The sequence below is a fragment of the Pseudomonas sp. FG86 genome, assembly GCF_057808775.1.
The window spans coordinates 1-25229 of sequence record NZ_JBMDIS010000026.1 but is presented as its reverse complement, the minus strand read 5'-3'; the positions used below and the strand labels follow the sequence as shown (position 1 = coordinate 25229).

The window sequence follows — 25229 nt, the reverse complement described above, 5'->3', positions numbered from 1 at the left end:
AGGCATATTAAATCGCCAGGTTTTGGGGCCGCTTCGCAGCCCAACGCGGGACAAGCCCGCTCGCCACAACAAGGCCACTCGCCACAAGGCCACTCATCACAACAAGCCCACTTACCAGCCCACTCACCCTAGAGGTCACAGTCGGCTGTGAGACAGCGCCACGTCGACGAGGGTGTGGGGCCTCTCACATTGGACTGCCTTCGACCCTCAGACGCGGAACTGGTCCATCAACCCCTGCTGCTGGTTGGCCAGGCTGTTCAACGCCTGGCTGACCCGCGCCGATTCATTGGCTTGCTCCGACAGCGACTCGGTGACATCGCGGATCGTTGCCACATTGCTATTGATCTCTTCGGCCACCGCACTTTGCTCTTCGGCGGCGCTGGCGATTTGCAGGTTCATGTCGCTGATCACCGTCACCGCGTCGCCGATCTGGCGCAGTGCGGTGACCGCTTCGCCCACTTGTTCGACGCTGCCCTGGGCCTGGCGATAGCTGTTGCCCATGGCGCCGACCACGTCGGTGGTGCCGCTTTGCAGCTGTTCGATCACCAGGCGGGTTTCTTCCACTGACTCCTGGGTCCGTCGCGCCAGGTTGCGCACTTCGTCAGCCACTACGGCAAAGCCACGGCCTGCCTCACCGGCGCGGGCAGCTTCGATGGCAGCGTTAAGGGCCAGCAGGTTGGTTTGCTCGGCAATGCCGCGAATCACTTCCAGCACCGAACCAATCTGCTCGCTGTTGGCCGCCAGGCCTTCGACCTGGGTCATGGCCGTGCTCATGTCCGCAGCGAGGAGCCCGATGTTGGTGGTGGTGCGGTCGATTACCGTCAGACCGTCGCGGGTTGCCTGGTCGGCATCCCGCGCCGCTTGGGCCGCCTGGGCCGCGCTGCGGGCGACGTCCTGGGCGGTGGCGCTCATTTCATGGGAGGCGGTGGCCACCTGGTCGACCTGGCGGTATTGCTGTTCCATGCCGGCGCTGGTTTGGCTGGCAATCGCGGCGGACTGGTCGGCGGTGCCACGGGCGTCCTGCACCGAGCGTTTGACCTCGGCAATGATCGGTTGCAGCTTGTCGAGGAAGCGGTTGAACCAGCCGGCCAGTTGGCCCAGTTCGTCTGGCTTGTCATAAGCCAGGCGACGGGTCAGGTCGCCTTCGCCGCTGGCGATGTCTTCGAGCATGTGCGCCACACCGAGGATCGGTCGGGTCACGCTGCGCGCCATCAGCCACACCAGGATCAGGCCGATCACGGCGGCCAGCAGGCCCAGGCCCAGTTCCAGCAGGGTGCCGCGGGTGTTATCGGCATCCATCTGCGCCTTCAGTGCTTCTGCCGGCCCCACCAGGACTTTTTCCGGCACATCCAGCAACACACCCCACGACTTGCCACCGGGAATCGGCGCGAACGGCGCCAGGACCTTCAGTCGATGGTCGGTGCGCAGGCTGCTGATTTGCGTACTGCCGGCCAGGGCGCTGGTCAGTTGTGCGCCGTTGGCGCTGTCGACCTGCTCAAGGCGCTGGCTGAGCTTGCTGGCGTCCGGGCTATAGCCGGCAAGCAGGCCGGTGGGGCTGAGGATGCTGACCTGGGTCTGCCCGTCATACAGCTTCTCGCTGGCCCGTTGGCTGATGCTCTGCAGGCTGTTGAGGTTGATGTCCACCGACAACGAGGCGATGACTTTGCCGTTGACCATCAGCGGGAAGACGATGCTGGTCATCAGCACGTTCTGCCCGTCGATCCGATAAAAATAGGGTTCGATCACGCACGGCTTGAGGGTGGTGCGTGGGCAGGTGAACCAGGCGTTGGCTTTTTCACCGCTTGGGCCGACGGATGTGTCGGTCATGTCGCTTTCGGGCAGCGGCATCGACGTCAGTTTGCCCGGCGTCGGTTGCGACCAGTACAGGGCGAACCGGCCCTTGTCGTTGCTGCCCAGCTCTGCCTGGTTGGCGAACAGTTCGTCCTTGCCGTCCAGTGCATTGGCTTCGAACACCAGGGACAGGCCCAACAGGTCCGGGTTGGCCTGCAGTGCAGCCTTGACCTGGCGGGTCAGGTCTTCGCGGGTGTCGAAAGCGTCGAGGAAGCGTTTCTCGGCCTGTTCGCGCAGGAACAGCACCTGGCGGGAAAAACCGTGGCCGTACTGGTAGGCGTCCATGAACTGCTGGCGAATACCCAACGCCTGCACGTCGCCTTGCGCCTCGATACGCGCCTGGGCGGCTTCATCGAGCATCTGCATGCTCGAAACCTTGACCTGTTCGGAGCTGTGCTCCATGCGATACAGCGACAGACCTACCAGCAGGGTCACGATCCCCAACAGGCAAAGGCCGGCGAGCAGGGTGATTTTCCATTGAATGGAGAGCTGTCTGAGGGACATCGCGGAGCATCCTTAACCTGAAAACACAAAGAACCCCTGTATCGACCGCTGCAAGTTTTTCTTTATTCAAACGTTCAATTTAAATCTCGCAGCGGCGTCGTTTTTTGACATGCGGCCCCGCCTGCTGCAAAGTGCGCGCCCTCTAATAAGACCTCCTTGAAGCCTGCATGCTGGCCGCCATTACCGTGGCCGCACGCGTGGGCATGCCTGTTTTTATGTTTCTGTCTTGAGGTAACCATGATTAACGCAGTCATCGCCGCGGTCGGCACCATGCTGGTGCTCAGCCTGTCCCGCGTGCATGTGGTCATTGCCATCATTGTCGGCGCCCTGGTGGGTGGCCTGACTGGCGGCCTGGGCATCGAGGCCACTCTCCAGGCCTTCAATGGTGGGCTGGGCGGTGGCGCGACCGTGGCGTTGTCCTACGCATTGCTCGGCGCTTTTGCGGTGGCCATTGCCAAGTCCGGCCTGGCCCATGCCCTGGCGGACAAGGCGTTGATGTTGGTGGACCGCCAGGAAGCCACGGGCGGCAGTCATGTCAAATGGGTGTTGATCGGCCTGTTGTGGGGGGTAGCAATTGCTTCGCAGAACATCTTGCCCATCCATATCGCCTTTATCCCACTGCTGGTGCCACCGCTGCTCTACGTGTTGACCAAGCTGCAACTGGATCGCCGCCTGATCGCCTGTGTGATGACCTTCGGCCTGATCACGCCGTACATGTTCCTGCCGGTAGGGTTCGGCAATATCTTCCTCAACCAGATCCTGCTGGCCAACGTGGCCAAGAGCGGCGTGGACATCAGCCAGGTCAATGTCACCCATGCCATGGGGCTGCCGGCGTTAGGCATGGTGGTTGGCCTGCTGGTGGCGGTGTTTATCAGCTATCGCAAGAAACGCGTGTATGACCTGGAGAAAATCGAGCGGGTCGAGCAAGTGGCGGTGCAGTACAACCCGCTGACCCTGCTGGTGGCGGGTGTGGCGATTGCCTCGGCGTTCATTATTCAGCTGTGGCTGGATTCGATGATCATCGGCGCCCTGGCGGGGTTCCTGATTTTCTCGGTGTCGGGCATCGTGCGCTGGCGCGAGACCGACGATTTATTCACCGAAGGCATGAAGATGATGGCCATGATCGGCTTCATCATGATTGCCTCGTCGGGTTTTGCCGAAGTGCTCAAGGCCACCGGCGACGTGCGCTCCTTGGTGGAGGCCTCGGCGGCGTTTATCGGGCATAGCCGTGGGGTTGGGGCGTTGTTGATGTTGCTGGTGGGCCTGTTGGTGACCATGGGGATCGGTTCGTCGTTCTCCACCGTGCCGATCCTGGCGGCGATTTTCGTGCCGCTGTGCGTGCAATTGGGCTTCAGCCCGCTGGCCATCGTATGCATCGTCGGCACGGCCGGCGCCCTCGGCGATGCCGGCTCGCCTGCCTCGGACTCCACCCTGGGCCCGACTTCCGGCCTGAATATCGACGGCCAGCACCACCATATCTGGGACACCGTGGTGCCGACATTTCTGCATTACAACATCCCGCTGCTGGCGTTTGGCTGGCTGGCCGCCATGATCCTCTGACCGGCATGTTGCACCGCCCTGGCTCGCGAAGAACGTCAACGATAACGCGGCAAACCTGACACCCTGCGGTGCTCAGGTTTTTCGTGAGCACGCTCGCTCCTACAGATATTTCTCAATTGGCCGCTAACCTCTTTAAGTCGCCACTAATAAGAGAGAAAAGCCATGCGTCTGAGTTTGAAGGCCAAAGTCCTGTCCCTCGCCGTCGTGCCGGTGCTCTTGTTTGCCCTGGTGATCAGCCTGACCACCGTGTCGATCCTCCAGGGGCAAGCGCGTAACGAGGTGGATGAAACCCGCCAGCGCCTGCTCAATGACGCCAAGGCCACCCTGAAAAGTTATGTAGAAGTGGCCATGACCACCATCAAGCCGCTCTACGACGCGGCGGCCCCCGGCGATACGGCGGCGCGCGCCGAGGTGGTCAAGCTGCTGTCCAACACCAGCTACGGCAAGGACGGTTACTTCTTTGGCTACGACTCCGAGACCATCCGCCTGTTCAAGGGCAACAGCCCGGACGGTGTGGGCAAGAGCTTCAAGGACAACCGTGACCCCAACGGCGTCTACGTCAACCGCGACCTGGTCAAGGTCGGCAAGGATGGCACCCACTACCTGCAATACAGTTCGACCCAACCGGGCCAGACCGAACTGGTACCCAAGATGGGCTACACCGAATACCTGCCCAAATGGGACATGGTGATCGGCACGTCGGTCAACCTGGACGGCATTGAAGCCCAGGTGGCGGTGGTCGAGGCCAAGGTGGAAAAACGCATGGAAGGCGTATTGCTGAGCATCCTCGGCGTGGCCGTGGTGGTGTTGCTGGTGATCGCCGCCGTGGGCGTGGTGCTGGCCAATACCATCCTGCGTCCACTGCACCTGATGAAAGCCAACCTCGACGACATCGCCGCCGGCGAAGGCGACCTGACCCGCCGCCTGGCCATCACCAGCCAGGATGAACTGGGCGACCTGGCCGGGGCGTTCAATCGGTTTGTCGACAAGATCCACGGCCTGGTGCGCCAGATCACCGAAATGACCGCGCAACTCACCGGCCTGGTCAGCCAGGTGTCCGAGCAGGCCCAGCGTTCAGAACAGGCCATGGAGCGCCAGCGCCACGAGACCGACCAGGTGGCCACGGCGATCAACCAGATGTCTTCCGCTGCGCAAGAAGTGGCGCGCAGTGCCCAAGGTGCCTCCGTGGCCGCGCAACAGACCGACGCCGAAGGCCAGGCCGCCAAGCGCGTGGTGGACGGCAGCATCGCGCAAATCCATGCGCTGGTGAACGATATCCGCAGCAGTGGCGTGTCCCTCGACAGCTTGAAGCAGGATGTATCGTCGATTGTCAGCGTACTGAGCGTCATCCGCTCGATTGCCGAGCAGACCAACCTGTTGGCCCTCAATGCCGCCATTGAAGCCGCCCGGGCCGGGGAGGCCGGGCGGGGTTTCGCCGTAGTCGCCGACGAGGTGCGCGCGCTGGCCAGCCGTACCCAGACCAGCACCCAGGAAATCCAGGGCATGATCGACCGCCTGCAAAAAGGCACCGAGGCCGCTGTCGATGCCATGCGCCGCTCCAGCGATGCCGGTGACGGCACTTCGGCCCAGGCCAACGAAGCCGGGGCGTCACTCGACACCATGGCGCAGTTGATCGGCACCATCAATTCGATGAACGCGCAGATCGCCAGCGCCGCTGAAGAGCAAACGGCAGTGGCCGAAGAGATCAATCGCAGCGTGCATCAGATTGCCGTGGCCGTGGACAGCGTGGCCGATGAAACCCAATTGGGCGCCCAGACGTCGCGCAGCCTGGCTGATCTGGGCCAGCGCCTGGGGCAATTGGTCGGTCAGTTCAGGATCTGAGCGGCTACACGATGTCGCGCATCAACAGGCCGTAGCGCAAATCCATCTCGGCTGGCAGGGGGACATACACTGTGTGTCCATCCCCCGGTGCCACCTCAATAGCCTCGCCCTTGGCGTTATGCAACGTGGCCAGGTCGAAGTGAAAGTTGCCGGCGGGGGTCATCAGTTCCAGGTGATTGCCCACCGCAAAGCGGTTTTTCACCTTGACCTCGGCCAACTCGCCACGGCGCTCGCCGGTCAACTCCCCGACAAACTGCTGGCGTTCGGAAACCGAGCTGCCGTTCTGGTAGTTCTGGTATTCGTCATGGACATGACGGCGCAGGAAACCTTCGGTGTAGCCGCGCTGGGCGAGGGACTCCAGGTTGGTCATCAGGCTACGGTCGAATTCACGCCCGGCCACCGCATCGTCGATGGCCTGGCGGTACACCTGGGTGGTGCGCGCGCAGTAGAAGTGGGACTTGGTGCGGCCTTCGATCTTCAGTGAGTGCACGCCCATATGGGTCAGGCGCTCCACGTGCTGTACGGCGCGCAGGTCCTTGGCGTTCATGATGTAGGTGCCGTGTTCGTCCTCGAAGGCGGGCATGTGTTCGTCGGGGCGATTGGCTTCTTGCAACAGGAACACCTGGTCGGTCGGTGCGCCGATACCCAGGGTTGGCTCGGGCTGATATTCCTGGACGATATCGCCGGTGGCATTTTCCACTGCGGGCGTGGCCTGGTATTTCCAGCGGCACGCGTTGGTGCAGGTGCCCTGGTTGGCGTCGCGCTTGTTCATATAACCCGAGAGCAGGCAACGCCCGGAATAGGCCATGCACAACGCACCGTGCACAAACACCTCCAGCTCCATGGCCGGCACTTGCTGGCGGATCTCGCCGATTTCTTCCAGGGACAACTCCCGCGACAGGATCACACGGCAGATGCCCTGCTGTTGCCAGAACTCCACGCTGGCCCAGTTCACGGTGTTGGCCTGCACCGACAGGTGGATCGGCATCATCGGGAAATGCCGGCGCACCAGCATGATCAGCCCCGGGTCGGACATGATCAGCGCATCCGGGCCCATCGCGATCACCGGGGCGAGGTCCTTGAGGAAGGTCTTGAGCTTGGCGTTGTGCGGCGCGATGTTCACCACCACGTAGAAACGCTTGCCCAGCACGTGGGCTTCCTGGATACCGAGCGCCAGGTTGGCGTGGTCGAATTCGTTGTTGCGCACTCGCAAGCTGTAGCGCGGCTGGCCGGCATAGACCGCATCGGCGCCATAGGCGAAGGCGTAGCGCATGTTTTTCAGGGTGCCGGCGGGGGCGAGCAGTTCGGGAGCGATGATAGGCAGCATGGTCGGCACTTGGGGCAAAAGTGCGGCAGGGTAGTGCAAGCTGGCGAAGGCTTTATTGATCTGGGTCTACGTTTGTAACAAAGATGGCACTCGCAGGGTTCGCAGCGGACTAAGCACCAGGGCGCACACACGCGCCCTGCTTTTTTGACATGGATCGGACATGAACGCGACCAACCTGCAATTCAAAACCCTGTTGCTCTTACTGGTCCTGGTGACCATGGCCTTTATCTGGATTCTGTTGCCGTTCTACGGCGCGGTGTTCTGGGCGGTCATCCTCGGTATCATCTTTGCGCCCTTGCAGCGCCGGCTGCAGTTCAAGTTTGGCTGGAATCGCAACCTCACGTCCCTGACGACTCTCACGGCCTGCCTGATCATCGCGATCCTGCCGGTGATCATCACCAGTGCGTTGTTGGTGCAGGAAGGGGCCACGCTGTACAAGAACATCGAGAGCGGCAAGTTGGACGTGGCCGGTTACATCGAACAGTTCAAGAACGTCCTGCCACCGTACTTCCAGCACCTGCTGGATCGCTTCGGCATGGGCAACCTGGAGGGCTTGCGCGAGAAAATCGTCAAGAGCGCGATGCAGGGCAGCCAATTCTTCGCCACTCAGGCGTTCAGCTTTGGCCAGGGCACGTTTGATTTCCTGGTGAGCTTTTTCATCATGCTGTACCTGCTGTTCTTCCTGCTGCGCGACGGCCCGGAGTTGGTGCGCAAGGTGCGTACCGCAGTGCCCTTGGCCGAACCGCAAAAGCGTCGCCTGCAACTCAAGTTCAACCGCGTGGTGCGTGCCACGGTCAAGGGCAACGTCCTGGTGGCCGTGACCCAAGGAGCGCTGGGCGGTTTGATTTTCTGGTTCCTGGATATCCCCAGTGCGTTGCTCTGGGCGGTATTGATGGCATTTCTATCGCTGCTGCCGGCCGTGGGCGCGGGGATCGTATGGGCGCCGGTTGCCGTGTATTTCCTGCTCAGCGGGGCGATCTGGCAGGGTGTGGTGCTGGGCTTGTTCGGCGTCTTTGTGATCGGCCTGGTGGATAACGTGCTGCGCCCGATCCTGGTGGGCAAGGACACCAAGATGCCCGATTACCTGATTCTGATCTCGACCCTGGGCGGCCTGTCGGTATTCGGCCTCAACGGGTTTGTGATCGGGCCGCTGGTTGCGGCGTTGTTCATGTCCAGTTGGGCGCTATTTGTCGAAAGCAAGCCACGGGTCAAGCTGCCACTGCCTTGATCCTCAGGCGTGGAGCCGGAAGTGGGTCACGTGTTGCAGTTGTTTTTCTGCGGCCGATAACGAGGTGAGCGGGCCACTGATGGGCTCGCCATCACGGACTACATACCAGCAGGCAAGCAAGCCGGCCTTGCGAAGGGGCGCCGGGACGGCGCTACCGATAACGGACATGATCTGAACAGTGGGCATAAATACCTCCAATCGCTATGGAGGTCACCTTACGGGGTGCAGGCGTGCAGGAAAAATCACCTGGCTCGATAGTCGACATCAACGCCAGGCGTCAATCCACCACTTGATCGAGCATGCTCACGACTTCCTGCTCGCTGAGCAGGCCCTTGCGTACCAGGTTTTCCGTAAGCAATGCCAGGAACTTCGCGCTGCGGTGGCCTTCGAGGTGCTTGAGTTCAGTCAGGGCGCTATAGACCCTGCTGGACGTACAGAGGCCGGCGGTGCGGTGCGGGTTTTGTGTGGGCATGTCAGTCGTCCTTGTTGTTTTGGGGTGGACTGGTTTAAGAGTGAGGGGGTGTCGTGACGTAAACATGACAGCGCGAGCCCCGGTCGGGCAAGTAGACTTTCGATCTGAATGATGTGGGATTGCTGTTTGGCTGTTGTCTTCAAAGCGACATTGGCCTCCCGAATCCAGCCTTTTTCGCCCGAAAAAAAGCCCCGCGTGTGGGCGAGGCCTGTTCAGGTGTGTCAATTCAAGCTTACCAGCCGCGGCCGTAGTAACCGTGGGGCGGGCCGTAGTAACCGCGGGGAGGGCCGTAGTAGCCGCGTGGCGGTCCGTAATAGACCGGCGCCGGACGGTAGTAAACCTGTTGCTGCACGTACACCGGGGGCGGCGGGGCGTAGTAGACCGGCGGCGGAGCGGCATACACCGGCTGCGGCTGGACGTACACCGGCTGCTGCACATAGACCTCACGCGGCTGGCTGGCAACCACGGAGCCGACGACGGCGGCACCGACAAGCGCACCCAAAACGGCCGGGCCACCCCAACCACCACCGTGGGCTGAGGCTTGGCCTGCCATAGCGAGTGCGCCGATAAGCAGGGCGATCTTGGGGAGTTTACGCATCATGGTCATTCCTCGGTTAGCCCCTGCGCTTGTGGTCTGCAATCAATAGACTCAAGGATTGTCGCGGGGATACTTTTAAGACAACGTATTTCTGAAAAACAGCACAGCCGCTAGGTAAAGGTTGTGTAAGGTCTGTACCCATTTGCTTACTTAAAGGAGCTTGCGATGCAGATGCACCCCAACAAGGACACCCAATTGTGCATGTCACTGTCGGCGCGCCCTGGGAATTTTGGCTTGCGTTTTCATAACCATCTGTACGAGCAGTTGGGTTTGAACTTCTACTATAAAGCCTTCAGCAGCCAGGATTTGCCCGGTGCGATCGGCGGTATTCGCGCCTTGGGCATTCGCGGTTGCGGGGTGTCCATGCCGTTCAAGGAAGCCGCCATTGCCTTAGTGGACGAACTGGATGATTCGGTTCAAGCCATTGACTCCCTGAACACTATCGTCAACACCGACGGCCACCTCAAGGCCTACAACACCGACTACATCGCTATCGAACAACTGCTGAAAAAACACGGGGTGCCGCAGGATTCGACCTTTGCCCTGCGTGGCAGCGGCGGCATGGCCAAGGCCGTGGCCAGTGCTTTGCGTGACGGTGGCTATGCCCATGGCGTGATCGTGGCGCGCAATGAGACGGCGGGGCGGGCATTGGCGCAGAATCTTGGGTACGAATGGCGGGCTGAACTGGGTGATTTGCGCCCACGGATGCTGATTAACGTAACGCCGATCGGCATGACCGGCGGGGCCGAGGCGGACGCGTTGGCGTTTGAGGCGGATGCCGTTGATAAAGCCGAGACAGTGTTCGATGTGGTGGCGATCCCCGCCGAAACGCCGTTGATTGTGCGAGGGCGGGCCAAGGGCAAGCGGGTGATTACTGGCCTGGAAGTGATTGCGATCCAGGCGCTGGAGCAGTTCGTCCTGTACACCGGCATTCGACCGACTCAGGAACAGTTCGAAAAGGCCGTGGTGTTTGCCCGAAGCTGAAGAACGCTGGTGATCAAATGTGGGAGGGGGCTTGCCCCCGATGACGGTGTATCAGGCAATGAATGTATTGACCGAACCACCGCTATCGGGGGCAAACCCCCTCCCACATGTTTGACCGTGTCAGGCCTGTTCCAGCTGCGCCAGGCGCTCTTCCAGCGCCGCAATCCGTGCTTCAAGCTCTTCAATACGATCCAGCGAGACCGCGCCGGCAGAGCGCTCCACCGGGCTCCCCCGCGCCGCGATAATCGCCTCGATATCCGCCGGGTCCCCCAGCGCATGGGTATAGCGATCTTCCCGCTGTCCGGCCTGACGTGGCACCAGCAGCGCCAATCCGCGTGCAATCAGGCGTTCCAACTGGTGCACCACTTGCTCGGCATCTTCGAAATCATGCATGCGCCCGCTGCGGGTCAGCAGTTCATTGACCGTCTGCGGTCCGCGTAAAAACAGCAGCCCGGTCAGGATCACCTGGGCCGGCACCAGCTCCAGCGCCTTGTCTACCCGATGCTCCCAGCGGTCGGCGCGACTGCCCATCACCAATCGGGTAAAGCCCTGGCCTTCGAGTGCGCGCAGGCTCTGGCCGACCTGGCCTGGGCTGAGGTTCATGACGGGTTCGCGGCTGGTCTTCTGGTTGCAGGCCAGGACCAGGGCGTTGAGGGTCAGGGGATAGGTTTCGGGGTTGGTCGCCTGTTTTTCGATCAGGCAGCCCAGGATGCGGATTTCCGTGCTGTTCAGGCGCGGCTCAGGAGTGTCGGTGTCGTGCTCGGCGGTCATCGCGCTTTCCCTATGCAGTGAATGGGGGCGTTCTCAATGGGTTTCCCCACCCCGGTGTCGCCTTAAAGCAGACCAGGCCCGGCGCGGCGGGGAATCTAATTGAGAACGCCCCCGCCTAGCCTAAGCCGGAAAAAATAAAAGACAAGCGCTCGGCATGGCTATAATCGCCGCTGGTTCCAACCCTGCCATTACCGATGAGACTGTCATGACTATTTCCCTGTACGCCGCCTCCGTCCCAGTCTTCAAGCAAATGCTCAACGCCCTGAGCGATGTGCTGAACAAAGCCGAAGCCCACGCCACCGCCAAGAACATCGAGCCCAATGCCCTGCTGCAAGCGCGCCTGTTCCCGGACATGTTCCCACTGGTGCGCCAGGTGCAGATCGCGGTCGACTTCGCCAAAGGTGTTTCCGCACGCCTGGCCGAGATTGAAGTGCCGAAGTACGAAGACAGCGAAGTGACCTTCGCCGACCTGCAAGCGTTGATCGCCAAGGTCCTGGCGTTTGTCGACACCATCAAGCCTGAGCAGATCGACGGCAAGGAAGGCATCGAAATCATCACCCGCCCAGGCACCCCGAAAGAGAAACGCTTCACGGGCCAGTCCTACCTGCTGACCTACGGCCTGCCGCAGTTCTTCTTCCACGTCACTACTGCTTACGCATTGTTGCGTCACAACGGTGTGGAAGTGGGCAAGCGCGACTATATGGGCGCTTTCTAAGCCTATAAAAAAGCCCGGGGGCGTTCTTCAATGAACGGCCCCGGGCTTTTTTACGCCTGGAGTTCAAGCAGGCAGTTCTTCCTTGCCCAGGCACGCGGCCGCGGTAAACAACACATCCGTGGACGAGTTAAGTGCAGTCTCCGCCGAATCCTGCAACACACCGATGATGAAACCGACCGCCACCACCTGCATGGCAATTTCGCTGGGAATGCCGAACAGGCTGCATGCCAGGGGAATCAGCAGCAGTGAACCACCGGCCACCCCCGAGGCTCCGCAGGCACAGACTGCCGCGACGACGCTGAGCAGTACGGCGGTGGGCAGGTCGACGGCAATCCCGAGGGTGTGCACGGCAGCCAGGGTCAATACGGTGATGGTGATCGCGGCGCCGGCCATATTGATGGTGGCGCCCAGGGGGATCGACACCGAGTAGGTGTCTTCATGCAGGCCCAGGCGTTTGCTCAACGCCAGGTTTACCGGAATATTCGCCGCCGAGCTGCGCGTGAAGAAGGCGGTGATGCCACTTTCGCGCAGGCACATCAGCACCAGTGGGTACGGGTTGCGGCGCAGCTTCCAGAACACGATGGCCGGGTTGATCACCAAGGCCACGAACAGCATGCAGCCGATCAACACCACCAACAGGTGCGCATAGCCGAGCAGGGCGCTGAAACCGGAAGTGGCCAAGGTCGAGGCCACCAGGCCGAAGATACCCAGCGGCGCAAAGCGGATCACCACGCGCACAATCAAGGTGACGCCGTTGGACAGGTCGTCGAGTACGGTGCGGGTGGTTTCGCCGGCATGGCGAATCGCGATCCCCATGCCGATGGCCCAGGCCAGGATGCCGATGAAGTTGGCATTCATCAGGGCACTGATCGGGTTATCCACCACGCTGAGCAGCAGGCTTTGCAGCACCTCGCCGATGCCGCCGGGGGCGCTCACCATGGCGTCATGGGTGGCCAGTACGAGGAACGAGGGAAACAGGGTGCTGGCGATCACCGCAACGACTGCCGCGGCAAAGGTGCCCAGCAGGTACAGGAACAGGATCGGCTTGATGTGGGTTTCCTGGCCGTGTTTATGGTTGGCGATCGACGCCATGACCAGCACAAACACCAGGATCGGCGCGACGGCCTTGAGCGCAGTGACAAACACTTTGCCGATAAACCCGGTGGCCTTGGCGGCTTCGGGCAACAGCAGGGCCAGCAGGATACCGGCGATCAAGCCGATGACGATTTGCGTGACCAGGCTGACACGCGCAAGTCGTTGAAAGAGGGAAGGGGCAGCAGTCATAAAGTTGTCTCTGTTTTTTTAATGGGTGCAGCAGGGCGGGCGGAAAGGGCTGTAGGAAACAGGTCGCGAAGTCTAGCATGCTGCACGAACTGTCCCGGCCAATGCGGCAATGCGTCACCGGCCGGGCGCCGGTCTTAGCCAAGTCCGGACATGTTCTGTTAAGATTCCGGCCTCTCATCTTTCCTCTCCGTCAGCGAGCCCCCAGGGCAGTCGTTGATGTCGTCGTTTCTGGAGTTTTCATGCTGTTTCCGATCCTGCTGCTGTCGGCCGCCGGCTTTACCGTGCTGACCACGGAATTCATCATCGTCGGCCTGCTGCCGTCGATTGCCCGCGACCTGAATGTCAGCGTGTCCCAGGCAGGGTTGCTGGTGACCCTGTTCGCGTTCACCGTGGCGGCGTTCGGCCCGTTTCTCACGGCCTACTTCGCCCGATTCCAGCGCAAACGCCTGTTCATCACGATCCTGGTCATGTTCGCCGTGGCCAATAGCGTGGCCGCGCTGGCGCCGAATATCTGGGTCATGTCCCTGGCCCGCTTGATCCCGGCCTTGGGGTTGCCGGTGTTCTGGGCCCTGGCCAGTGAAACCGCGGTGGATATCGTCGGCCCCGAATTCGCCGGGCGCGCCATTGAGAAGATCGGCTTCGGGATTGTCTGCGCCACGGTGTTTGGCATCCCGGTCGGCACGCTGATTTCCGATATGTTCGGCTGGCGTACGGCGTTTGCCCTGCTTGCGGCCATCGCGCTGGCCAAGGCCTTGCTGCTGTACATCTACCTGCCCGTCACGAACGCCAAGAACGAGCAGGTCACCTTGCGCTCACAGTTCAAGATCCTGCGCAGCCCGCTGATGCAGGGGCATATCCTGCTGTCGATCCTGGTGTTCAGCGGCATGTTCACCGCCTACACCTATCTGGCGGACATCCTCGAGCGCCTGGCCGGGTTCGACGGTACGCTGGTGGGCTGGTGCCTGATGGGGTTCGGCGCGGTCGGCCTGATCGGCAACTCCCTCGGCGGGCGCGCGGTGGATCGTCACCCGTTGATCGCCTCCATGGTGTTTTGCGGGTTTATGATCGCTGGCATGCTGGCCGTGGTGCCCGCCATTCATTCGACAATCGGGCTGGCGGCGGCGATGGCGGTGTGGGGCGTGACCCAGGCGGCGATGTTCCTGGTCAGCCATGTCCGCCTGATGAAGGCCGCGCCCCATGCGCCGGCGTTTGCCGCGTCGCTGAATATCGCCGGGGCCAACCTGGGTATCGGCCTGGGGGCCATGGTCGGTGGGCATGTCATCGACACCTTGGGCCTGGGCAGCCTGGGCTTTGCCGCCTCCGGGTTTATCCTGGTGTCGATCCTGCTGGCGCTGTGGCTGATGACGGCCAAGCAACCCGCTGCCTCCAACGCCTGAGCTGTCAGGGCAGGGCGGTGAACAATTCTCGCCGCGCACCCTCGGTAATCGCCACGATGCCGGGGTGCTTGACCTTGCGCTCCACCGAGATCGCGTAGAACGACTCGCTCACCGCATCAGTCTGGCCGATCAGCGCCACGCCGTACTGGCGCACGACCTCATCGGCGATCACGCTGGGGGCGATAAAGATACCGCTGCCGGATTGGCCGAATGCCTGCATCAACGCGCTGTCGTCGAACTCGCCGATGATCTTTGGCTGGATCTTCTGCTCGGCAAACCAGCGCTGCAAGCGGCTGCGCACCACCGTCTCCGCCCCCGGAATCAAGAGCGGCGCGCCATGCAAGCATTGTGGGAAATCGCCGCCATGCCGGTCAGCCAGTGCCTGGGTGGCGAAGAAACTGATGCCACATTCCCCCAGTTTCTGGCTGTAACCCTTGATGTCCAAGTGTGTTGGCATAGGGCTATCGGAAATGACCAGGTCCAGGCGCTGGATCGCCAGGTCGGCCAATAAACGTTCGAGTTTGTCTTCACGGCAGGTGATGCGGATCGGTTCGCTCAACTCCATGGTCGGTGCAATCAACCGGTAAACGATGGACTTGGGCACCACATCCGCTACCCCGACCCGGAACACAATCTGCTGTTCATTGGGTTGCGCGCGCAGCATCGCTTCCAGTTCATTGCCGGTCTGGAACATCTGCTCGGCATAGGGCAGCGCCTGGCGACCCGCTTCGGTCAGCTCCAACTGGCGGCCTACCCGTTGAAACAATGCGACACCAAAGGTTTGTTCCAGCAGGCTGATCTGCCCGCTGATGGTCTGCGGCGTGAGGTTCAGTTGCTCGCAGGCGCGCACGATGCTGCCGGTCTTGGCTACCACCCAAAAGTAATGCAGTTGTCGGTAATTGAGCATGGCGCCCTACACTTCGTAAAAATCGAAGTATACGCGAGAAAAATACGAATTTTCCTGAACTGTTCGCCTGCATAGAATGCCTCGCTATCGCGGGGCCACTATTTGGACCCAATGGTTCTAACGAGGAAGACATCATGAAACTCAACTCCCTGTGCGCTGCATCGCTGCTTGCGCTTTCATTGGTGGTGGTCAGCGGTTGTGATCAAGTCGAAAAAAGCGCGCAGCAAGTGATGGGCAAGGCCACCGAGCAAGCCAAACAAGTCATCGATGAAACCCACAAGGCCGCCGAACAGGCCTTGAGCGAAGCGACCCAGGGCCTGATCAGCCCGGAAAAAAAGGATGACCAGCCAGAAAACGCGCCGCAATCGGACAGTAAAGAAGCTTAACTCCCCCCGAACAACGTCAGGACTGACCTATGGATTACCTTTTACAACTGGCCGCCAGCCCCACCGCCTGGGTCGCCCTGGCCACCTTGATCGTCATGGAAATCGTGCTGGGCATCGATAACCTGATCTTTATCTCGATCCTCACCAACAAATTGCCGGAGAAGCACCGGGCCAAGGCTCGTCGCATCGGCATCAGCATGGCGCTGGTGCTGCGCCTGGGCCTGCTGAGTACCATCGCGTTCATCGTGCAGTTGACTGCCCCGGTGTTCGAGATATTCGGCCAGGCGTTTTCGTGGAAAGACATGATTCTGATCGCCGGCGGCCTGTTCCTGGTATGGAAGGCGACGACCGAAATCCATCACAGCATGGACCCGGAGCCGGAAGAGAAGGCCAGCACCAGCAATGTCGTGGCCATCGGTTTTGCCGCCGCCATCGGGCAGATCCTGTTGCTTGACCTGGTATTTTCCATCGACAGCATCATCACTGCCGTAGGCATGACCGAGCACTTGCCGATCATGATCATTGCCGTGGTGACATCGGTCATCGTGATGCTGGTGGCGGCTGAACCGCTGGCCAAGTTCATCAACGACAACCCGACTGTGGTGATGCTGGCCCTGGGCTTCCTGATCATGATCGGCATGACGCTGATCGCCGAAGGTTTCGGTGCCCATGTGCCAAAAGGCTATGTATATGCGGCGATGGCGTTCTCGGCGGCAATCGAATGCTTGAACATCGCGCGGCGTAACCGGCACAAGCGTTTGCTCGCTGCCCGTCAGTAACGGCTGGAACAAACAGGCCGGCTGCGCTCATCCGAGCCCAGCCGGCCTTTTGCTGTCTGCTAGAATCGGCCCACTTGATAGCTTGAGGTCCACCATGAACGAGCCGATTCGACTTACCCAGTACAGCCACGGTGCGGGTTGCGGCTGCAAGATTTCCCCCCAGGTGCTGGAAGTGATCCTGGCCGGCAGCGGAGCACAGAACCTTGACCCCAAGCTGTGGGTGGGCAACGCCTCGCGCGATGATGCGGCGGTGTATGCCATCGATGATGAGCGTGGAGTCGTCTCCACCACGGATTTTTTCATGCCGATTGTCGATGATCCCTTCGATTTCGGTCGCATTGCCGCCACGAATGCCATCAGCGATATCTACGCCATGGGCGGCGACCCGCTGATGGCCATCGCCATTCTCGGCTGGCCGGTCAACGTGCTGGCCCCGGAGATCGCCCGCGAAGTCATCCGAGGCGGGCGCTCGGTGTGTGACGAAGCCGGCATTCCGTTGGCGGGTGGGCACTCCATCGATGCGCCGGAGCCGATCTTCGGCCTGGCCGTGACCGGCATCGTGCAAAAGCGCCATATGAAGCGCAACGACACGGCCACCGCCGGGTGCCAGCTGTACCTGACCAAGCCTCTGGGCATCGGTATCCTCACCACTGCCGAAAAGAAGGGCAAATTGCGTGAGGCGGATATCGGCCTGGCCCGTGACTGGATGTGCACCCTCAACAAGCCTGGCAGTCGCTTCGGCAAGTTGGCCGGCGTGACCGCGATGACCGATGTCACCGGTTTCGGCCTGCTGGGGCATCTGGTGGAAATGGCTGACGGCAGTGGCCTGACTGCGCGCATCGAGTACGAAAAGGTCCCACGCCTGCCTGGCGTGGAGTACTACCTTGACCAAGGCTGCGTCCCTGGCGGCACCTTGCGCAACTTCGACAGCTACGCCAGCAAGCTCGGGCGCCTGCAGGAACTGCACAAGCGCGTGCTGTGCGACCCCCAAACCAGCGGTGGCCTGCTGATCGCTGTCAGCCCCGACGGTGATGCCGAGTTTCACGCGGTCGCGGCTGAACTGGGCCTGGCTCTTGAGCCGATTGGCCAGTTGGTGGAGCGACAGACCAACGCGGTAGAGGTGTCTTGATGGCCACTGACATCACCGATTACCGCGATATCTTCCTCAACGACCGACCCATGATGGATACCCGCGCGCCGATCGAATTCAGCAAAGGCGCGTTTCCCGGGGTGATCAACCTGCCGTTGATGACCGACGACGAGCGCCAGCGCGTCGGCACCTGCTACAAGCAACAGGGCCAGCAGGCGGCAATCGTGCTGGGTCATGAACTGGTGTCGGGGGCGATCAAGGCCGAACGCATCGAACAGTGGGCACGATTTGCCCAGGCCCATCCCGACGGTTACCTGTACTGCTTTCGTGGCGGGCTGCGCTCGCAGATTGTGCAGCAATGGTTGAAAACCGAGGCCGGTATTGAGTACCCCCGTGTCGGCGGCGGCTACAAAGCGATGCGCTCCTTTCTGCTCGACACCGTCGAGCGCGCCACCGCCGAGTGTGATTTCGTGCTGCTGGGGGGCATGACCGGCGCGGGCAAAACCGAGGTCCTGGGCCAGTTGCGCAATGCCTTGGACCTGGAAGGCCACGCCAACCACCGGGGTTCCAGCTTCGGCAAGCGGGCCACGGCGCAGCCGTCCAATATCGACTTTGAAAACCGTCTGGCGGTAGACCTGCTGAAAAAGCGCGCGGCGGGCATCGAGCAGTTCGTCGTCGAGGATGAAAGCCGCATGATCGGCAGTTGCGCACTGCCGTTGCCCTTGCACAAAGGCATGCAGTCCTTTCCGATGGTGTGGTTGGAGGACAGTATCGAAGGGCGCGTCGAGCGAATCCTCAACGATTACGTCGTCGATCTGAGCGCGGAATTTATCGAGGTGTTTGGCGAGCAGGGCCAGGCGCTGTTTGCCGAGCGCTTGACCCAGGGCCTGGCCAATATCTACAAGCGCCTGGGGGGCGAGCGCTTCCAGCGATTGCAGGTGATTCTGCAGGAGGCCCTGGCGGAACAGGCGTGCACCGGCATCGTCGATTTGCATCGGCTGTGGATCGAAGGTTTGCTGCGCGAGTACTACGATCCGATGTACGCCTTCCAGCGTGAAAGCAAAGGCGCACGCATCGAATTTGCAGGAGAGCAGGGCGCTGTCACGGCGTATCTGCGCGAGCGCGCCCTGATTAAAGGATAGCTGCGCCGATCAAGCCGCACACCACGCCCACCAGCATGGTCAACCCGGCCACCGTCACCAGCACCCGCGCATCGAAATCCTTGCGCAGCATCAACAGCGACGGCAGGCTCACGCTGGGCAAGGTCATCAGCAAGGCCACGGCGGGGCCGGTGCCCATGCCCAGGGTCATCATGGTTTGTACGATAGGAATTTCCGCGGCGGTCGGGATCACGAACAGGGTGCCGACAATTGCCAGCGGTACCAGCCACACCAGGCTGTTGGTCATGGCGCCATCCACATGGGGAAACAGCCAGACCCGCGCCGCGCCCAATACCAGTACGGCCAGGATGTACACCGGGATAGTGCTCCAGAACAGCTGCCACAGCGTACGTAACCAACGGACCAGGAACGGCTGTGATTCGACGGTGCTGACCGCGTCCATCGCGTCCAGTGCCGCGTCCGGGACCTGTTCGGGGCGTGCAATCCGTTGCGCCACCAGGGACACACCCACCACCAGCACCACGCCGGCCACCAGCCGTAACGCGGTAAACCCCCAGCCCAGCACAAACCCCATGAACACCAGCGTGGCCGGGTTCAGCACCGGGTTGGCGATCCAGAATGCCAGCGCGGCGCCCACCGACACCCGCTGGCGGCGCATGCCCGCCGCAACCGGTGCCGCGCAGCAACTGCACATCATCCCCGGCAAGGCGAACAGCCCGCCGCGCAAGGTCGAACCCAGCCCGGCGCGGCCGAACAGGCGCAACAGCCAATCGCGGGGGATCAGGACTTGCAGCAAGGAACCAAGGATCACCGCCAACACAGCGGCTTTCCAGATCGCCAGGAAATACACCTGGGCATAGGCCAGCGCCGCCGCCAGCGGCGAGCTTTGCTGGTCATTGAGAATCGAGGCACCGATGCTGTGGTTATCAGCGGCCACAAATGCCTTGAGGTAATAAGGCGACCACTTCACGTAGTAGAGGCCCACGCAGGCCACCAGCAGGAATAACGCTGGTTTCCACCAGAACGACCAGCCTCGGTTGGGCTGGGTGGAGGTGAGGTTGGGCATGGAAAGGTTCCGCAGGAGAGTCAAGAGCGCAGCATCATACGCCCCTGCCCTCGATCATACCCGCGCGCCGGCGTGCGCAAAGCTCAAGCCGAAACGGTGCGCGTCAGAGATCGGCACTGGCCTGGGTCGCTTGCGGGCAAGTTTCTTCGCCGTTATTCAGCCCCTGCTTGTAGTTACGGCTCAGCAACGAGGCCTTGCCGTTGTGCCAGGTCAGCGTCAGCACATACAGCGTGTCGTAGTCGCTGCCGGACCAGTCATTGGTGATGGTGTGCTTTTCGCCCACCGCTTCACTGGCCACCTTGTTGATCAACTCCGGCAGGTAACCGTGGGACCAGGCAGTGTAGATGATGGCGTTGTGGTACTTGTCTTCCACCAGTTCGTCGGCGAGGGCGCTGGTGTCATTCGCCGAAAACTTGATGTTCACCGGCAGGCCGAGCTTGATCGCGCTGGGGCTGATGGTCATCAGGGGGCGAATGTAGCTGTACGAGTTATCTTTCTCGCCTTCTTCGATATTGCGCGTGGGGTTGGCAGCAAACACGAAGTTAGCCTTGCCGAATTTTTCCGGCAATACGGTGGCCAGGTTCATCGCACGGTTCAGGCCTTGGCAATTGAGCTGGCCCAGGCCGCCGGCGGGTTTTTCGCCGTGGCGCAGGAAAACCAGGGTTTGCACGCCATCCACCGGTTGGGCGCGGCTTTCGCGAGCGTCCAGGGCGGCGACCATGGCGGCGCTCTGACCAGCAGCAGCGGCAGCATGCCGTATGCATAGCGTTTCAGTCGTTGTACATGGCGCAGAGGCTTGATCTTCATTGTAGGTTCGAGTCTTCGTGCGTCAGGTTAAGGCGGACAAGCCCGGCCCCAGTCACGCCGATAGCGTCCTGCGGTGTGTTCCCTGTCAATACAGCAGGTGCCTCCATTTACCGTTCGGGCGCATTGTAGGAGTGCGCTTGGGCACTTTGGTTCGCCCGTGCGGGACATTAGCTCGCCAATGTTGCGCAATGATGACTTATGCAAGACGGCAGGCGGGTGGCTATCATGGTGACTTTCTGCCTTGGGGTTTCCCGATGAATTCGCTTGCTGCCTTCCCGATCAACAGCAAATGGCCCGCCCAGCACCCTGAGCGCCTGCAGCTGTACTCGCTGCCCACGCCTAACGGAGTCAAGGTCTCGATCATGCTCGAAGAGCTGGGCCTGCCCTACGAAGCGCACAAGGTCAGTTTCGACACCCAGGACCAGCTGTCGCCCGAGTTCATGTCCCTGAACCCCAACAACAAGATTCCCGCGATCATCGACCCCAATGGTCCCAGCGGCCAGCCGTTGGCGCTGTTCGAGTCCGGCGCGATCTTGATTTACCTGGCGGAAAAGACCAGCCAACTGCTCTCAGAAGACCCGGCCACCCGCTACGAAACCTTTCAGTGGCTGATGTTTCAGATGGCCGGCATCGGTCCGATGTTCGGCCAGGTGGGGTTCTTCAACAAATTCGCCGGTAAGGCCTACGAAGACAAACGCCCGCGCGACCGCTACGTCGCCGAGTCCCGTCGCTTGTTGGCAGTGCTGGAGAAACGCTTGCTGGGGCGCACCTGGATCATGGGCGACGACTACAGCATCGCCGACATCGCCACTTTTCCGTGGATTCGCAACCTGATCGGTTTCTATGAAGCGGGCGATCTGGTCGGCATTGCCGACTTCCCCAATGTACTGCGCGCGCTGGACGGTTTTGTTGCCCGGCCAGCCGTGATCCGTGGTCTGAGTATTCCGAGCTGAAGCATGCCGACTTTCGATTTCAAACAACTGGACGTATTTAGCCGCGAGTCGCTCAAAGGTAATCCTCTGGCAGTGGTGCTGGGCGCCGATAGCCTCAGCGACCAGCAAATGGCCGACTTTGCCCGATGGACCAATCTCAGTGAAACCACGTTTTTGCTGACACCCCGTAATCCACGGGCCGACTACCGCGTACGAATTTTCACTACCTTGAAGGAGCTGCCATTCGCCGGGCACCCCACATTGGGCAGTTGCCATGCGTGGCTCCAGGCCGGAGGTATCCCCAAGGGCGAGGAGATCATCCAGGAATGTGAAATCGGCCTGGTGCGTGTCCGCCGCCAAGGGGATGAACTGGCGTTTATTGCGCCGCCGTTATTGCGCGACGGCCCGGTGGAAGCGCCGTTGGTCGAGCGCGTGCGCCTGGCCTTGGGCCTGGAGCCGCAAGCGATTGTGCGCAGCCAATGGGTTGATAACGGGGCCGATTGGCTGGCGATAATGTTGGCCGATCGCAATCAAGTGCTGGGCTTGCAGCCAGACTATTCGCAACTGCTCGGTTTGGCCGTGGGTGTCATCGCCCCTTGCAACCCTGCCCACGACGACGTGGATGCGCAATTTGAAGTGCGTGCCTTTGTCGCAGGCGATGGCGCCCAGGAAGACCCGGCCACCGGCAGCTTGAATGCTGGCATTGCGCAATGGTTACTGAGCGAGGGGCTGGCGCCAGCGCGTTATGTGGTCAGTCAGGGCACGGCCATGGGGCGTGCGGGGCGCATTCACATCGAGCGCCAGGGCGATGAAATCTGGGTCGGCGGCGCAGTTGCGGTGTGCATCGAGGGGCGTCTACAGCTCTAGATCAATGAATTATTACGGGCCTGGCAATACACTGTTGGCCCCTGGGCATTTGTGCTGCCGGGGTCAAGGGGCATAAGCTTTCGCCCCAAAGTTTTCAGTCTTCAGTCAGGAAAGCCATGACCAGCCAGTTTCCCCAAGCCCGCCCACGTCGCCTGCGCCGCTCCCCGGAGCTGCGCGGTTTGTTCCAGGAAACCGAGTTCACCCTCAACGACCTGGTGCTGCCGATTTTCGTCGAAGAAGAAATCGACGACTTCGTGCCGATCACCAGCATGCCGGGGGTGTTGCGCATTCCCGAGAAGAAGCTGGCCCATGAGGTCGAGCGCTATGCCCGTGCCGGGATCAAGTCGGTGATGACCTTTGGCGTGTCCCACCACCTGGACGCCAGTGGCAGTGACACCTGGAAGGAACGCGGGCTGGTCTCGCGCATGTCCTCGATCATCAAGGACGCCGTGCCGGAAATGATCGTGATGTCCGACACCTGCTTCTGTGAATACACCGACCACGGCCACTGCGGCGTAATGCACGGTGCCCACGTCGACAACGACGCGACCCTGGTCAACCTGGGCAAGCAAGCCGTTGCCGCCGCCCGCGCCGGAGCCGATGTGATTGCACCGTCGGCGGCGATGGACGGCCAGGTCCAGGCGATTCGCCGCGCCCTGGATGACGCCGGGTTCACCCATATCCCGATCATGGCCTACTCCACCAAATTCGCCTCGGCCCTCTACGGCCCGTTCCGCGAAGCCGGTGGCAGCGCGCTCAAGGGCGACCGCAAGAGCTACCAGATGAACCCCATGAACCGCCGCGAAGCCGTGCGCGAATCGCTGCTCGACGAACAGGAAGGCGCGGACGCGCTGATGGTCAAACCGGCCGGTGCCTACCTCGACATCATCCGCGACATCCGCGAAGCCTCGCGCCTGCCGGTGGCGGCGTATCAGGTCAGCGGCGAATACGCGATGATCAAGTTCGGTGCCCAGGCGGGGGCGATTGATGAGGATCGGGTGGTGCGTGAAACCCTCGGCTCGATCAAACGCGCGGGTGCGGATTTGATCTTCACCTACTTCGCGATGGACTTGGCGTTGGCCGGTATCTGAGAACAGTGCAAACCCTGTGGCGAGCGAGCTTGCTCGCGTTGGGCTGCGTAGCAGCCCTAAAACCGACACCGCTGAACTGCCTGAAACACCGCATCGCCCTGACTGGGGCCGCTTCGCGGCCCAACGCGAGCAAGCTCGCTCGCCACAGCGTTTTGGGCTGTCAGGGAAAGTGGTGGTGTTACCACGTTGACTGGTCTTCGAGGCTGGCTTTTTGCAGGTCGTCTTTCCATACCTCATTGGCTAGCCGGTAGATATCGGCGAAGAAGCCTCTAGGGTCGGCGATTTCCGTTTCGTCCCAAGCCATAGTTATGTGTTCGTCGTAATCACTTTCGAATTCTTTTGAAAATTCAAAGTCAGGTTTGTCTAGGGCATCCTTGAGTGTAGACATCAATGCGAAGCGATGTCTGTATGACAGATACATAAGGTTCTTCAAAACAAAAGAAATTATAATTGTCTCTCTGTCTTTTTCATTGTTGGGGTTGTACTTCCATAGTTATTTGCCAGCTGTCTCCTCAAGGTCGTATATCAATAAAGTTCCCAATATATGAGAGATATCAGGAGTGTAAGGAGTATTCATGAATGGACACTTCAGCATTGTCTGCTCACTTGAGACCGGCTAATGGGTGTCCCCTTTCTGAGTCCTTTCTGGCAGTCCTATTTGTTCCCATAAGTAAAATATATCCGGTGGTTGGCGTGTTTTGTACACGTAATGAGCGGCTATAGGGTAGGCGATTTTATGCTCAGGCATTTGTTGGGTGAAGAAGAATGTTAGTTGCTATAACTTCAACAAATCTGGACTTTTGGGTGATTGGTTTGTCAAGTTCAATCAGCGTTATTGATTCGCCGATTTTTAGTATTGCGCAACTTTGGTCTGCATCTTGGATAAGCTCGCCGATAATTTTATGAGCCCCGTTTACAGATGTGATCTCTGGTGTTGTGCCGGATGAGGACATAATGTTTTGTCCCCATGAAAATATTTCATCCAGTTCTAATTCTACATCCAGAGTTTCACCAATTTTTAACGTGATTCCGCCCCATAAAGCCGTGGCATTTCCAAAGGGTGAGTTGAATTTTACTCTCAAAGTGCCTTTTTCAGAAAAAACATCAGTTACTTTTATCTTCATTTCACTTCTTCTTCAGGGGAACGCGTACAACAGTATTGTCGACGTTCATGGTGTTGGTTTTCATCTCGAACGTCCATGTCTCCTCATGGTAGTGATGCTTGCTTGGCTTGCTGTTCATTTCATGAGCCCCGTAACGAATACTCCTTTTTGCGTCGCTGGAAACAATTCTGTCGCGGTCGGGCTTCCCAGTTCGTGGGTTGGTGTTTGTGTGAGGGCCAGGTCCCAGAAATTCATCCCATTTCTGAATGGTTTCTTCCGGCTTTACAGGTTTATTGGCAAAGGTTTCATTATGGTAGCCCAGTGTAGGTGGAGAGTTTGAACTTGTGGGGCTGAGTGGACTGCCTTCATTAACGTGTGTTTTTGCTGTTGGATCTTCAACACTGGTGCTCGGCTTGCATTTATCTCCGTCTGGACAAGTACTCAAACCTAGCGGATCCACCCACCCCGTAGGATTGGGCACATACTGGTACCCATTGATCCCACCCGCCAACTTCACCGGATCCGGTGTCAGGTAACGACCAACATC

General features: G+C 60.3%; 24 protein-coding genes and 4 pseudogenes. 14 read left to right on the top strand and 14 right to left on the bottom strand.

Going from position 1 to position 25229, the window contains the following annotated elements; all coding sequences use genetic code 11:
* Window positions 1–207: 207 nt before the first annotated feature.
* A pseudogene (locus ACODSV_RS17990) lies at window positions 208–717 on the bottom strand (methyl-accepting chemotaxis protein); the annotation flags it as partial.
* Window positions 718–1065: 348 nt separating this feature from the next.
* Window positions 1066–2136, bottom strand: a pseudogene (locus tag ACODSV_RS17985) (cache domain-containing protein); the annotation flags it as partial.
* A gap of 459 nt (window positions 2137–2595) precedes the next feature.
* Between ACODSV_RS17985 and ACODSV_RS17980 the strand changes: the two are divergent.
* From ACODSV_RS17980 to ACODSV_RS17970, 3 genes and pseudogenes are all read left to right on the top strand, one after another.
* Window positions 2596–3915 carry a Na+/H+ antiporter family protein gene (locus ACODSV_RS17980; protein WP_162163605.1) on the top strand — a complete coding sequence of 440 codons (1320 nt, stop codon included), beginning with the start codon at window positions 2596–2598 and terminating at the stop codon, window positions 3913–3915.
* Between the two features lie 162 nt (window positions 3916–4077).
* Window positions 4078–4899: pseudogene (locus ACODSV_RS17975) on the top strand (cache domain-containing protein); the annotation flags it as partial.
* A gap of 36 nt (window positions 4900–4935) precedes the next feature.
* Window positions 4936–5757: a methyl-accepting chemotaxis protein gene (locus ACODSV_RS17970; RefSeq protein WP_371128941.1), complete on the top strand. Its 822-nt coding sequence runs from the start codon at window positions 4936–4938 to the stop codon at window positions 5755–5757.
* A 4-nt stretch (window positions 5758–5761) separates the two neighbouring features.
* Here the strand turns inward: ACODSV_RS17970 and trhP are convergent, their stop codons facing one another.
* Window positions 5762–7084, bottom strand: coding sequence for a prephenate-dependent tRNA uridine(34) hydroxylase TrhP (trhP, locus tag ACODSV_RS17965; RefSeq protein ID WP_150054466.1), 1323 nt, complete (start codon window positions 7082–7084; stop codon window positions 5762–5764).
* A 160-nt stretch (window positions 7085–7244) separates the two neighbouring features.
* Between trhP and ACODSV_RS17960 the strand changes: the two genes are divergently transcribed.
* The gene (locus tag ACODSV_RS17960; protein ID WP_024074472.1) at window positions 7245–8312 is read left to right on the top strand and encodes an AI-2E family transporter; all 1068 of its coding nucleotides are present in this window, start codon (window positions 7245–7247) and stop codon (window positions 8310–8312) included.
* A gap of 3 nt (window positions 8313–8315) precedes the next feature.
* On the opposite strand, the gene ACODSV_RS17955 is transcribed toward ACODSV_RS17960, so the two are convergent.
* From ACODSV_RS17955 to ACODSV_RS17945, 3 genes are all read right to left on the bottom strand, one after another.
* On the bottom strand, window positions 8316–8498 hold the full coding sequence (locus ACODSV_RS17955; RefSeq protein WP_150054467.1) for a hypothetical protein: 183 nt from the start codon (window positions 8496–8498) through the stop codon (window positions 8316–8318).
* 91 nt (window positions 8499–8589) lie between these two features.
* Window positions 8590–8784 (bottom strand): hypothetical protein, encoded by a 195-nt coding sequence (locus ACODSV_RS17950; protein WP_024074474.1) that lies wholly within the window; start codon window positions 8782–8784, stop codon window positions 8590–8592.
* A gap of 232 nt (window positions 8785–9016) precedes the next feature.
* Complete coding sequence (locus ACODSV_RS17945; protein ID WP_041160888.1) at window positions 9017–9391, bottom strand: hypothetical protein; 375 nt, start codon at window positions 9389–9391, stop codon at window positions 9017–9019.
* Between the two features lie 156 nt (window positions 9392–9547).
* On the opposite strand from ACODSV_RS17945, the gene ACODSV_RS17940 reads away from it, so the two are divergent.
* A complete protein-coding gene (locus ACODSV_RS17940) occupies window positions 9548–10366 on the top strand; it encodes a shikimate 5-dehydrogenase (RefSeq protein WP_150054468.1) in 819 nt (272 codons plus the stop codon).
* A 120-nt stretch (window positions 10367–10486) separates the two neighbouring features.
* Here ACODSV_RS17940 and ACODSV_RS17935 read toward each other — a convergent pair whose 3' ends face one another.
* Window positions 10487–11137 carry a YceH family protein gene (locus ACODSV_RS17935; RefSeq protein ID WP_069075649.1) on the bottom strand — a complete coding sequence of 217 codons (651 nt, stop codon included), beginning with the start codon at window positions 11135–11137 and terminating at the stop codon, window positions 10487–10489.
* Between the two features lie 205 nt (window positions 11138–11342).
* Between ACODSV_RS17935 and ACODSV_RS17930 the strand changes: the two genes are divergently transcribed.
* Window positions 11343–11852: a DUF1993 domain-containing protein gene (locus ACODSV_RS17930; RefSeq protein WP_024074478.1), complete on the top strand. Its 510-nt coding sequence runs from the start codon at window positions 11343–11345 to the stop codon at window positions 11850–11852.
* Between the two features lie 63 nt (window positions 11853–11915).
* Here the strand turns inward: ACODSV_RS17930 and sstT are convergent, their stop codons facing one another.
* Entirely contained in the window at window positions 11916–13136 is a 1221-nt protein-coding gene (gene sstT / locus ACODSV_RS17925) for a serine/threonine transporter SstT (protein WP_150054073.1), read from the bottom strand.
* Between the two features lie 239 nt (window positions 13137–13375).
* On the opposite strand from sstT, the gene ACODSV_RS17920 reads away from it, so the two are divergent.
* Window positions 13376–14533 carry an MFS transporter gene (locus tag ACODSV_RS17920; protein WP_150054074.1) on the top strand — a complete coding sequence of 386 codons (1158 nt, stop codon included), beginning with the start codon at window positions 13376–13378 and terminating at the stop codon, window positions 14531–14533.
* 4 nt (window positions 14534–14537) lie between these two features.
* On the opposite strand, the gene nhaR is transcribed toward ACODSV_RS17920, so the two are convergent.
* Window positions 14538–15440 (bottom strand): transcriptional activator NhaR, encoded by a 903-nt coding sequence (gene nhaR, locus ACODSV_RS17915; protein ID WP_024074481.1) that lies wholly within the window; start codon window positions 15438–15440, stop codon window positions 14538–14540.
* Window positions 15441–15574: 134 nt separating this feature from the next.
* Here nhaR and ACODSV_RS17910 point away from each other — a divergent pair, with 134 nt between their 5' ends.
* The 4 genes from ACODSV_RS17910 to mnmH all read left to right on the top strand — a co-directional run bounded on the left by ACODSV_RS17910 (window position 15575) and on the right by mnmH (window position 18837).
* Complete coding sequence (locus ACODSV_RS17910; protein ID WP_102625629.1) at window positions 15575–15826, top strand: hypothetical protein; 252 nt, start codon at window positions 15575–15577, stop codon at window positions 15824–15826.
* A 29-nt stretch (window positions 15827–15855) separates the two neighbouring features.
* Entirely contained in the window at window positions 15856–16605 is a 750-nt protein-coding gene (locus ACODSV_RS17905) for a TerC family protein (RefSeq protein WP_069075652.1), read from the top strand.
* Window positions 16606–16699: 94 nt separating this feature from the next.
* Window positions 16700–17734 carry a selenide, water dikinase SelD gene (selD, locus tag ACODSV_RS17900; protein ID WP_024074484.1) on the top strand — a complete coding sequence of 345 codons (1035 nt, stop codon included), beginning with the start codon at window positions 16700–16702 and terminating at the stop codon, window positions 17732–17734.
* Window positions 17734–18837, top strand: a complete 1104-nt coding sequence (gene mnmH / locus ACODSV_RS17895) for a tRNA 2-selenouridine(34) synthase MnmH (RefSeq protein ID WP_150054075.1) — start codon at window positions 17734–17736, stop codon at window positions 18835–18837. The genes selD and mnmH overlap by 1 nt, the downstream gene beginning before the upstream one ends.
* Here the strand turns inward: mnmH and ACODSV_RS17890 are convergent.
* Both ACODSV_RS17890 and ACODSV_RS17885 read right to left on the bottom strand, forming a co-directional pair.
* Complete coding sequence (locus ACODSV_RS17890; RefSeq protein WP_150054076.1) at window positions 18827–19882, bottom strand: permease; 1056 nt, start codon at window positions 19880–19882, stop codon at window positions 18827–18829. The genes mnmH and ACODSV_RS17890 overlap by 11 nt on opposite strands.
* A gap of 103 nt (window positions 19883–19985) precedes the next feature.
* Window positions 19986–20689, bottom strand: a pseudogene (locus tag ACODSV_RS17885) (histidine phosphatase family protein).
* Between the two features lie 254 nt (window positions 20690–20943).
* Here ACODSV_RS17885 and ACODSV_RS17880 point away from each other — a divergent pair.
* The 3 genes from ACODSV_RS17880 to hemB all read left to right on the top strand — a co-directional run bounded on the left by ACODSV_RS17880 (window position 20944) and on the right by hemB (window position 23579).
* Complete coding sequence (locus ACODSV_RS17880; protein WP_150054077.1) at window positions 20944–21642, top strand: glutathione S-transferase N-terminal domain-containing protein; 699 nt, start codon at window positions 20944–20946, stop codon at window positions 21640–21642.
* 3 nt (window positions 21643–21645) lie between these two features.
* On the top strand, window positions 21646–22488 hold the full coding sequence (locus ACODSV_RS17875; RefSeq protein ID WP_150054078.1) for a PhzF family phenazine biosynthesis protein: 843 nt from the start codon (window positions 21646–21648) through the stop codon (window positions 22486–22488).
* A 116-nt stretch (window positions 22489–22604) separates the two neighbouring features.
* Window positions 22605–23579 (top strand): porphobilinogen synthase, encoded by a 975-nt coding sequence (gene hemB, locus ACODSV_RS17870; protein WP_150054079.1) that lies wholly within the window; start codon window positions 22605–22607, stop codon window positions 23577–23579.
* 178 nt (window positions 23580–23757) lie between these two features.
* On the opposite strand, the gene ACODSV_RS17865 is transcribed toward hemB, so the two are convergent.
* The 3 genes from ACODSV_RS17865 to ACODSV_RS17855 all read right to left on the bottom strand — a co-directional run.
* On the bottom strand, window positions 23758–23967 hold the full coding sequence (locus tag ACODSV_RS17865) for a hypothetical protein (RefSeq protein WP_317845867.1): 210 nt from the start codon (window positions 23965–23967) through the stop codon (window positions 23758–23760).
* Window positions 23968–24319: 352 nt separating this feature from the next.
* Window positions 24320–24703, bottom strand: coding sequence for a hypothetical protein (locus ACODSV_RS17860; RefSeq protein ID WP_150055530.1), 384 nt, complete (start codon window positions 24701–24703; stop codon window positions 24320–24322).
* 1 nt (window position 24704) lies between these two features.
* A partial coding sequence (locus tag ACODSV_RS17855) for an RHS repeat-associated core domain-containing protein (protein ID WP_489046013.1) occupies window positions 24705–25229 on the bottom strand: 525 nt, incomplete at its 5' end.

What these genes read in the sequence shown, in the direction of transcription:
- ACODSV_RS17970 (WP_371128941.1), top strand. Translation starts at nt 4,936, where the DNA reads ATGACCGCGCAACTCACCGGCCTGGTCAGCCAGGTGTCCGAGCAGGCC.
- trhP (WP_150054466.1), bottom strand. Translation starts at nt 7,084, where the DNA reads ATGCTGCCTATCATCGCTCCCGAACTGCTCGCCCCCGCCGGCACCCTG.
- ACODSV_RS17960 (WP_024074472.1), top strand. Translation starts at nt 7,245, where the DNA reads ATGAACGCGACCAACCTGCAATTCAAAACCCTGTTGCTCTTACTGGTC.
- ACODSV_RS17955 (WP_150054467.1), bottom strand. Translation starts at nt 8,498, where the DNA reads ATGCCCACTGTTCAGATCATGTCCGTTATCGGTAGCGCCGTCCCGGCG.
- ACODSV_RS17950 (WP_024074474.1), bottom strand. Translation starts at nt 8,784, where the DNA reads ATGCCCACACAAAACCCGCACCGCACCGCCGGCCTCTGTACGTCCAGC.
- ACODSV_RS17945 (WP_041160888.1), bottom strand. Translation starts at nt 9,391, where the DNA reads ATGACCATGATGCGTAAACTCCCCAAGATCGCCCTGCTTATCGGCGCA.
- ACODSV_RS17940 (WP_150054468.1), top strand. Translation starts at nt 9,548, where the DNA reads ATGCAGATGCACCCCAACAAGGACACCCAATTGTGCATGTCACTGTCG.
- ACODSV_RS17935 (WP_069075649.1), bottom strand. Translation starts at nt 11,137, where the DNA reads ATGACCGCCGAGCACGACACCGACACTCCTGAGCCGCGCCTGAACAGC.
- ACODSV_RS17930 (WP_024074478.1), top strand. Translation starts at nt 11,343, where the DNA reads ATGACTATTTCCCTGTACGCCGCCTCCGTCCCAGTCTTCAAGCAAATG.
- sstT (WP_150054073.1), bottom strand. Translation starts at nt 13,136, where the DNA reads ATGACTGCTGCCCCTTCCCTCTTTCAACGACTTGCGCGTGTCAGCCTG.
- ACODSV_RS17920 (WP_150054074.1), top strand. Translation starts at nt 13,376, where the DNA reads ATGCTGTTTCCGATCCTGCTGCTGTCGGCCGCCGGCTTTACCGTGCTG.
- nhaR (WP_024074481.1), bottom strand. Translation starts at nt 15,440, where the DNA reads ATGCTCAATTACCGACAACTGCATTACTTTTGGGTGGTAGCCAAGACC.
- ACODSV_RS17910 (WP_102625629.1), top strand. Translation starts at nt 15,575, where the DNA reads ATGAAACTCAACTCCCTGTGCGCTGCATCGCTGCTTGCGCTTTCATTG.
- ACODSV_RS17905 (WP_069075652.1), top strand. Translation starts at nt 15,856, where the DNA reads ATGGATTACCTTTTACAACTGGCCGCCAGCCCCACCGCCTGGGTCGCC.
- selD (WP_024074484.1), top strand. Translation starts at nt 16,700, where the DNA reads ATGAACGAGCCGATTCGACTTACCCAGTACAGCCACGGTGCGGGTTGC.
- mnmH (WP_150054075.1), top strand. Translation starts at nt 17,734, where the DNA reads ATGGCCACTGACATCACCGATTACCGCGATATCTTCCTCAACGACCGA.
- ACODSV_RS17890 (WP_150054076.1), bottom strand. Translation starts at nt 19,882, where the DNA reads ATGCCCAACCTCACCTCCACCCAGCCCAACCGAGGCTGGTCGTTCTGG.
- ACODSV_RS17880 (WP_150054077.1), top strand. Translation starts at nt 20,944, where the DNA reads ATGAATTCGCTTGCTGCCTTCCCGATCAACAGCAAATGGCCCGCCCAG.
- ACODSV_RS17875 (WP_150054078.1), top strand. Translation starts at nt 21,646, where the DNA reads ATGCCGACTTTCGATTTCAAACAACTGGACGTATTTAGCCGCGAGTCG.
- hemB (WP_150054079.1), top strand. Translation starts at nt 22,605, where the DNA reads ATGACCAGCCAGTTTCCCCAAGCCCGCCCACGTCGCCTGCGCCGCTCC.
- ACODSV_RS17865 (WP_317845867.1), bottom strand. Translation starts at nt 23,967, where the DNA reads ATGTCTACACTCAAGGATGCCCTAGACAAACCTGACTTTGAATTTTCA.
- ACODSV_RS17860 (WP_150055530.1), bottom strand. Translation starts at nt 24,703, where the DNA reads ATGAAGATAAAAGTAACTGATGTTTTTTCTGAAAAAGGCACTTTGAGA.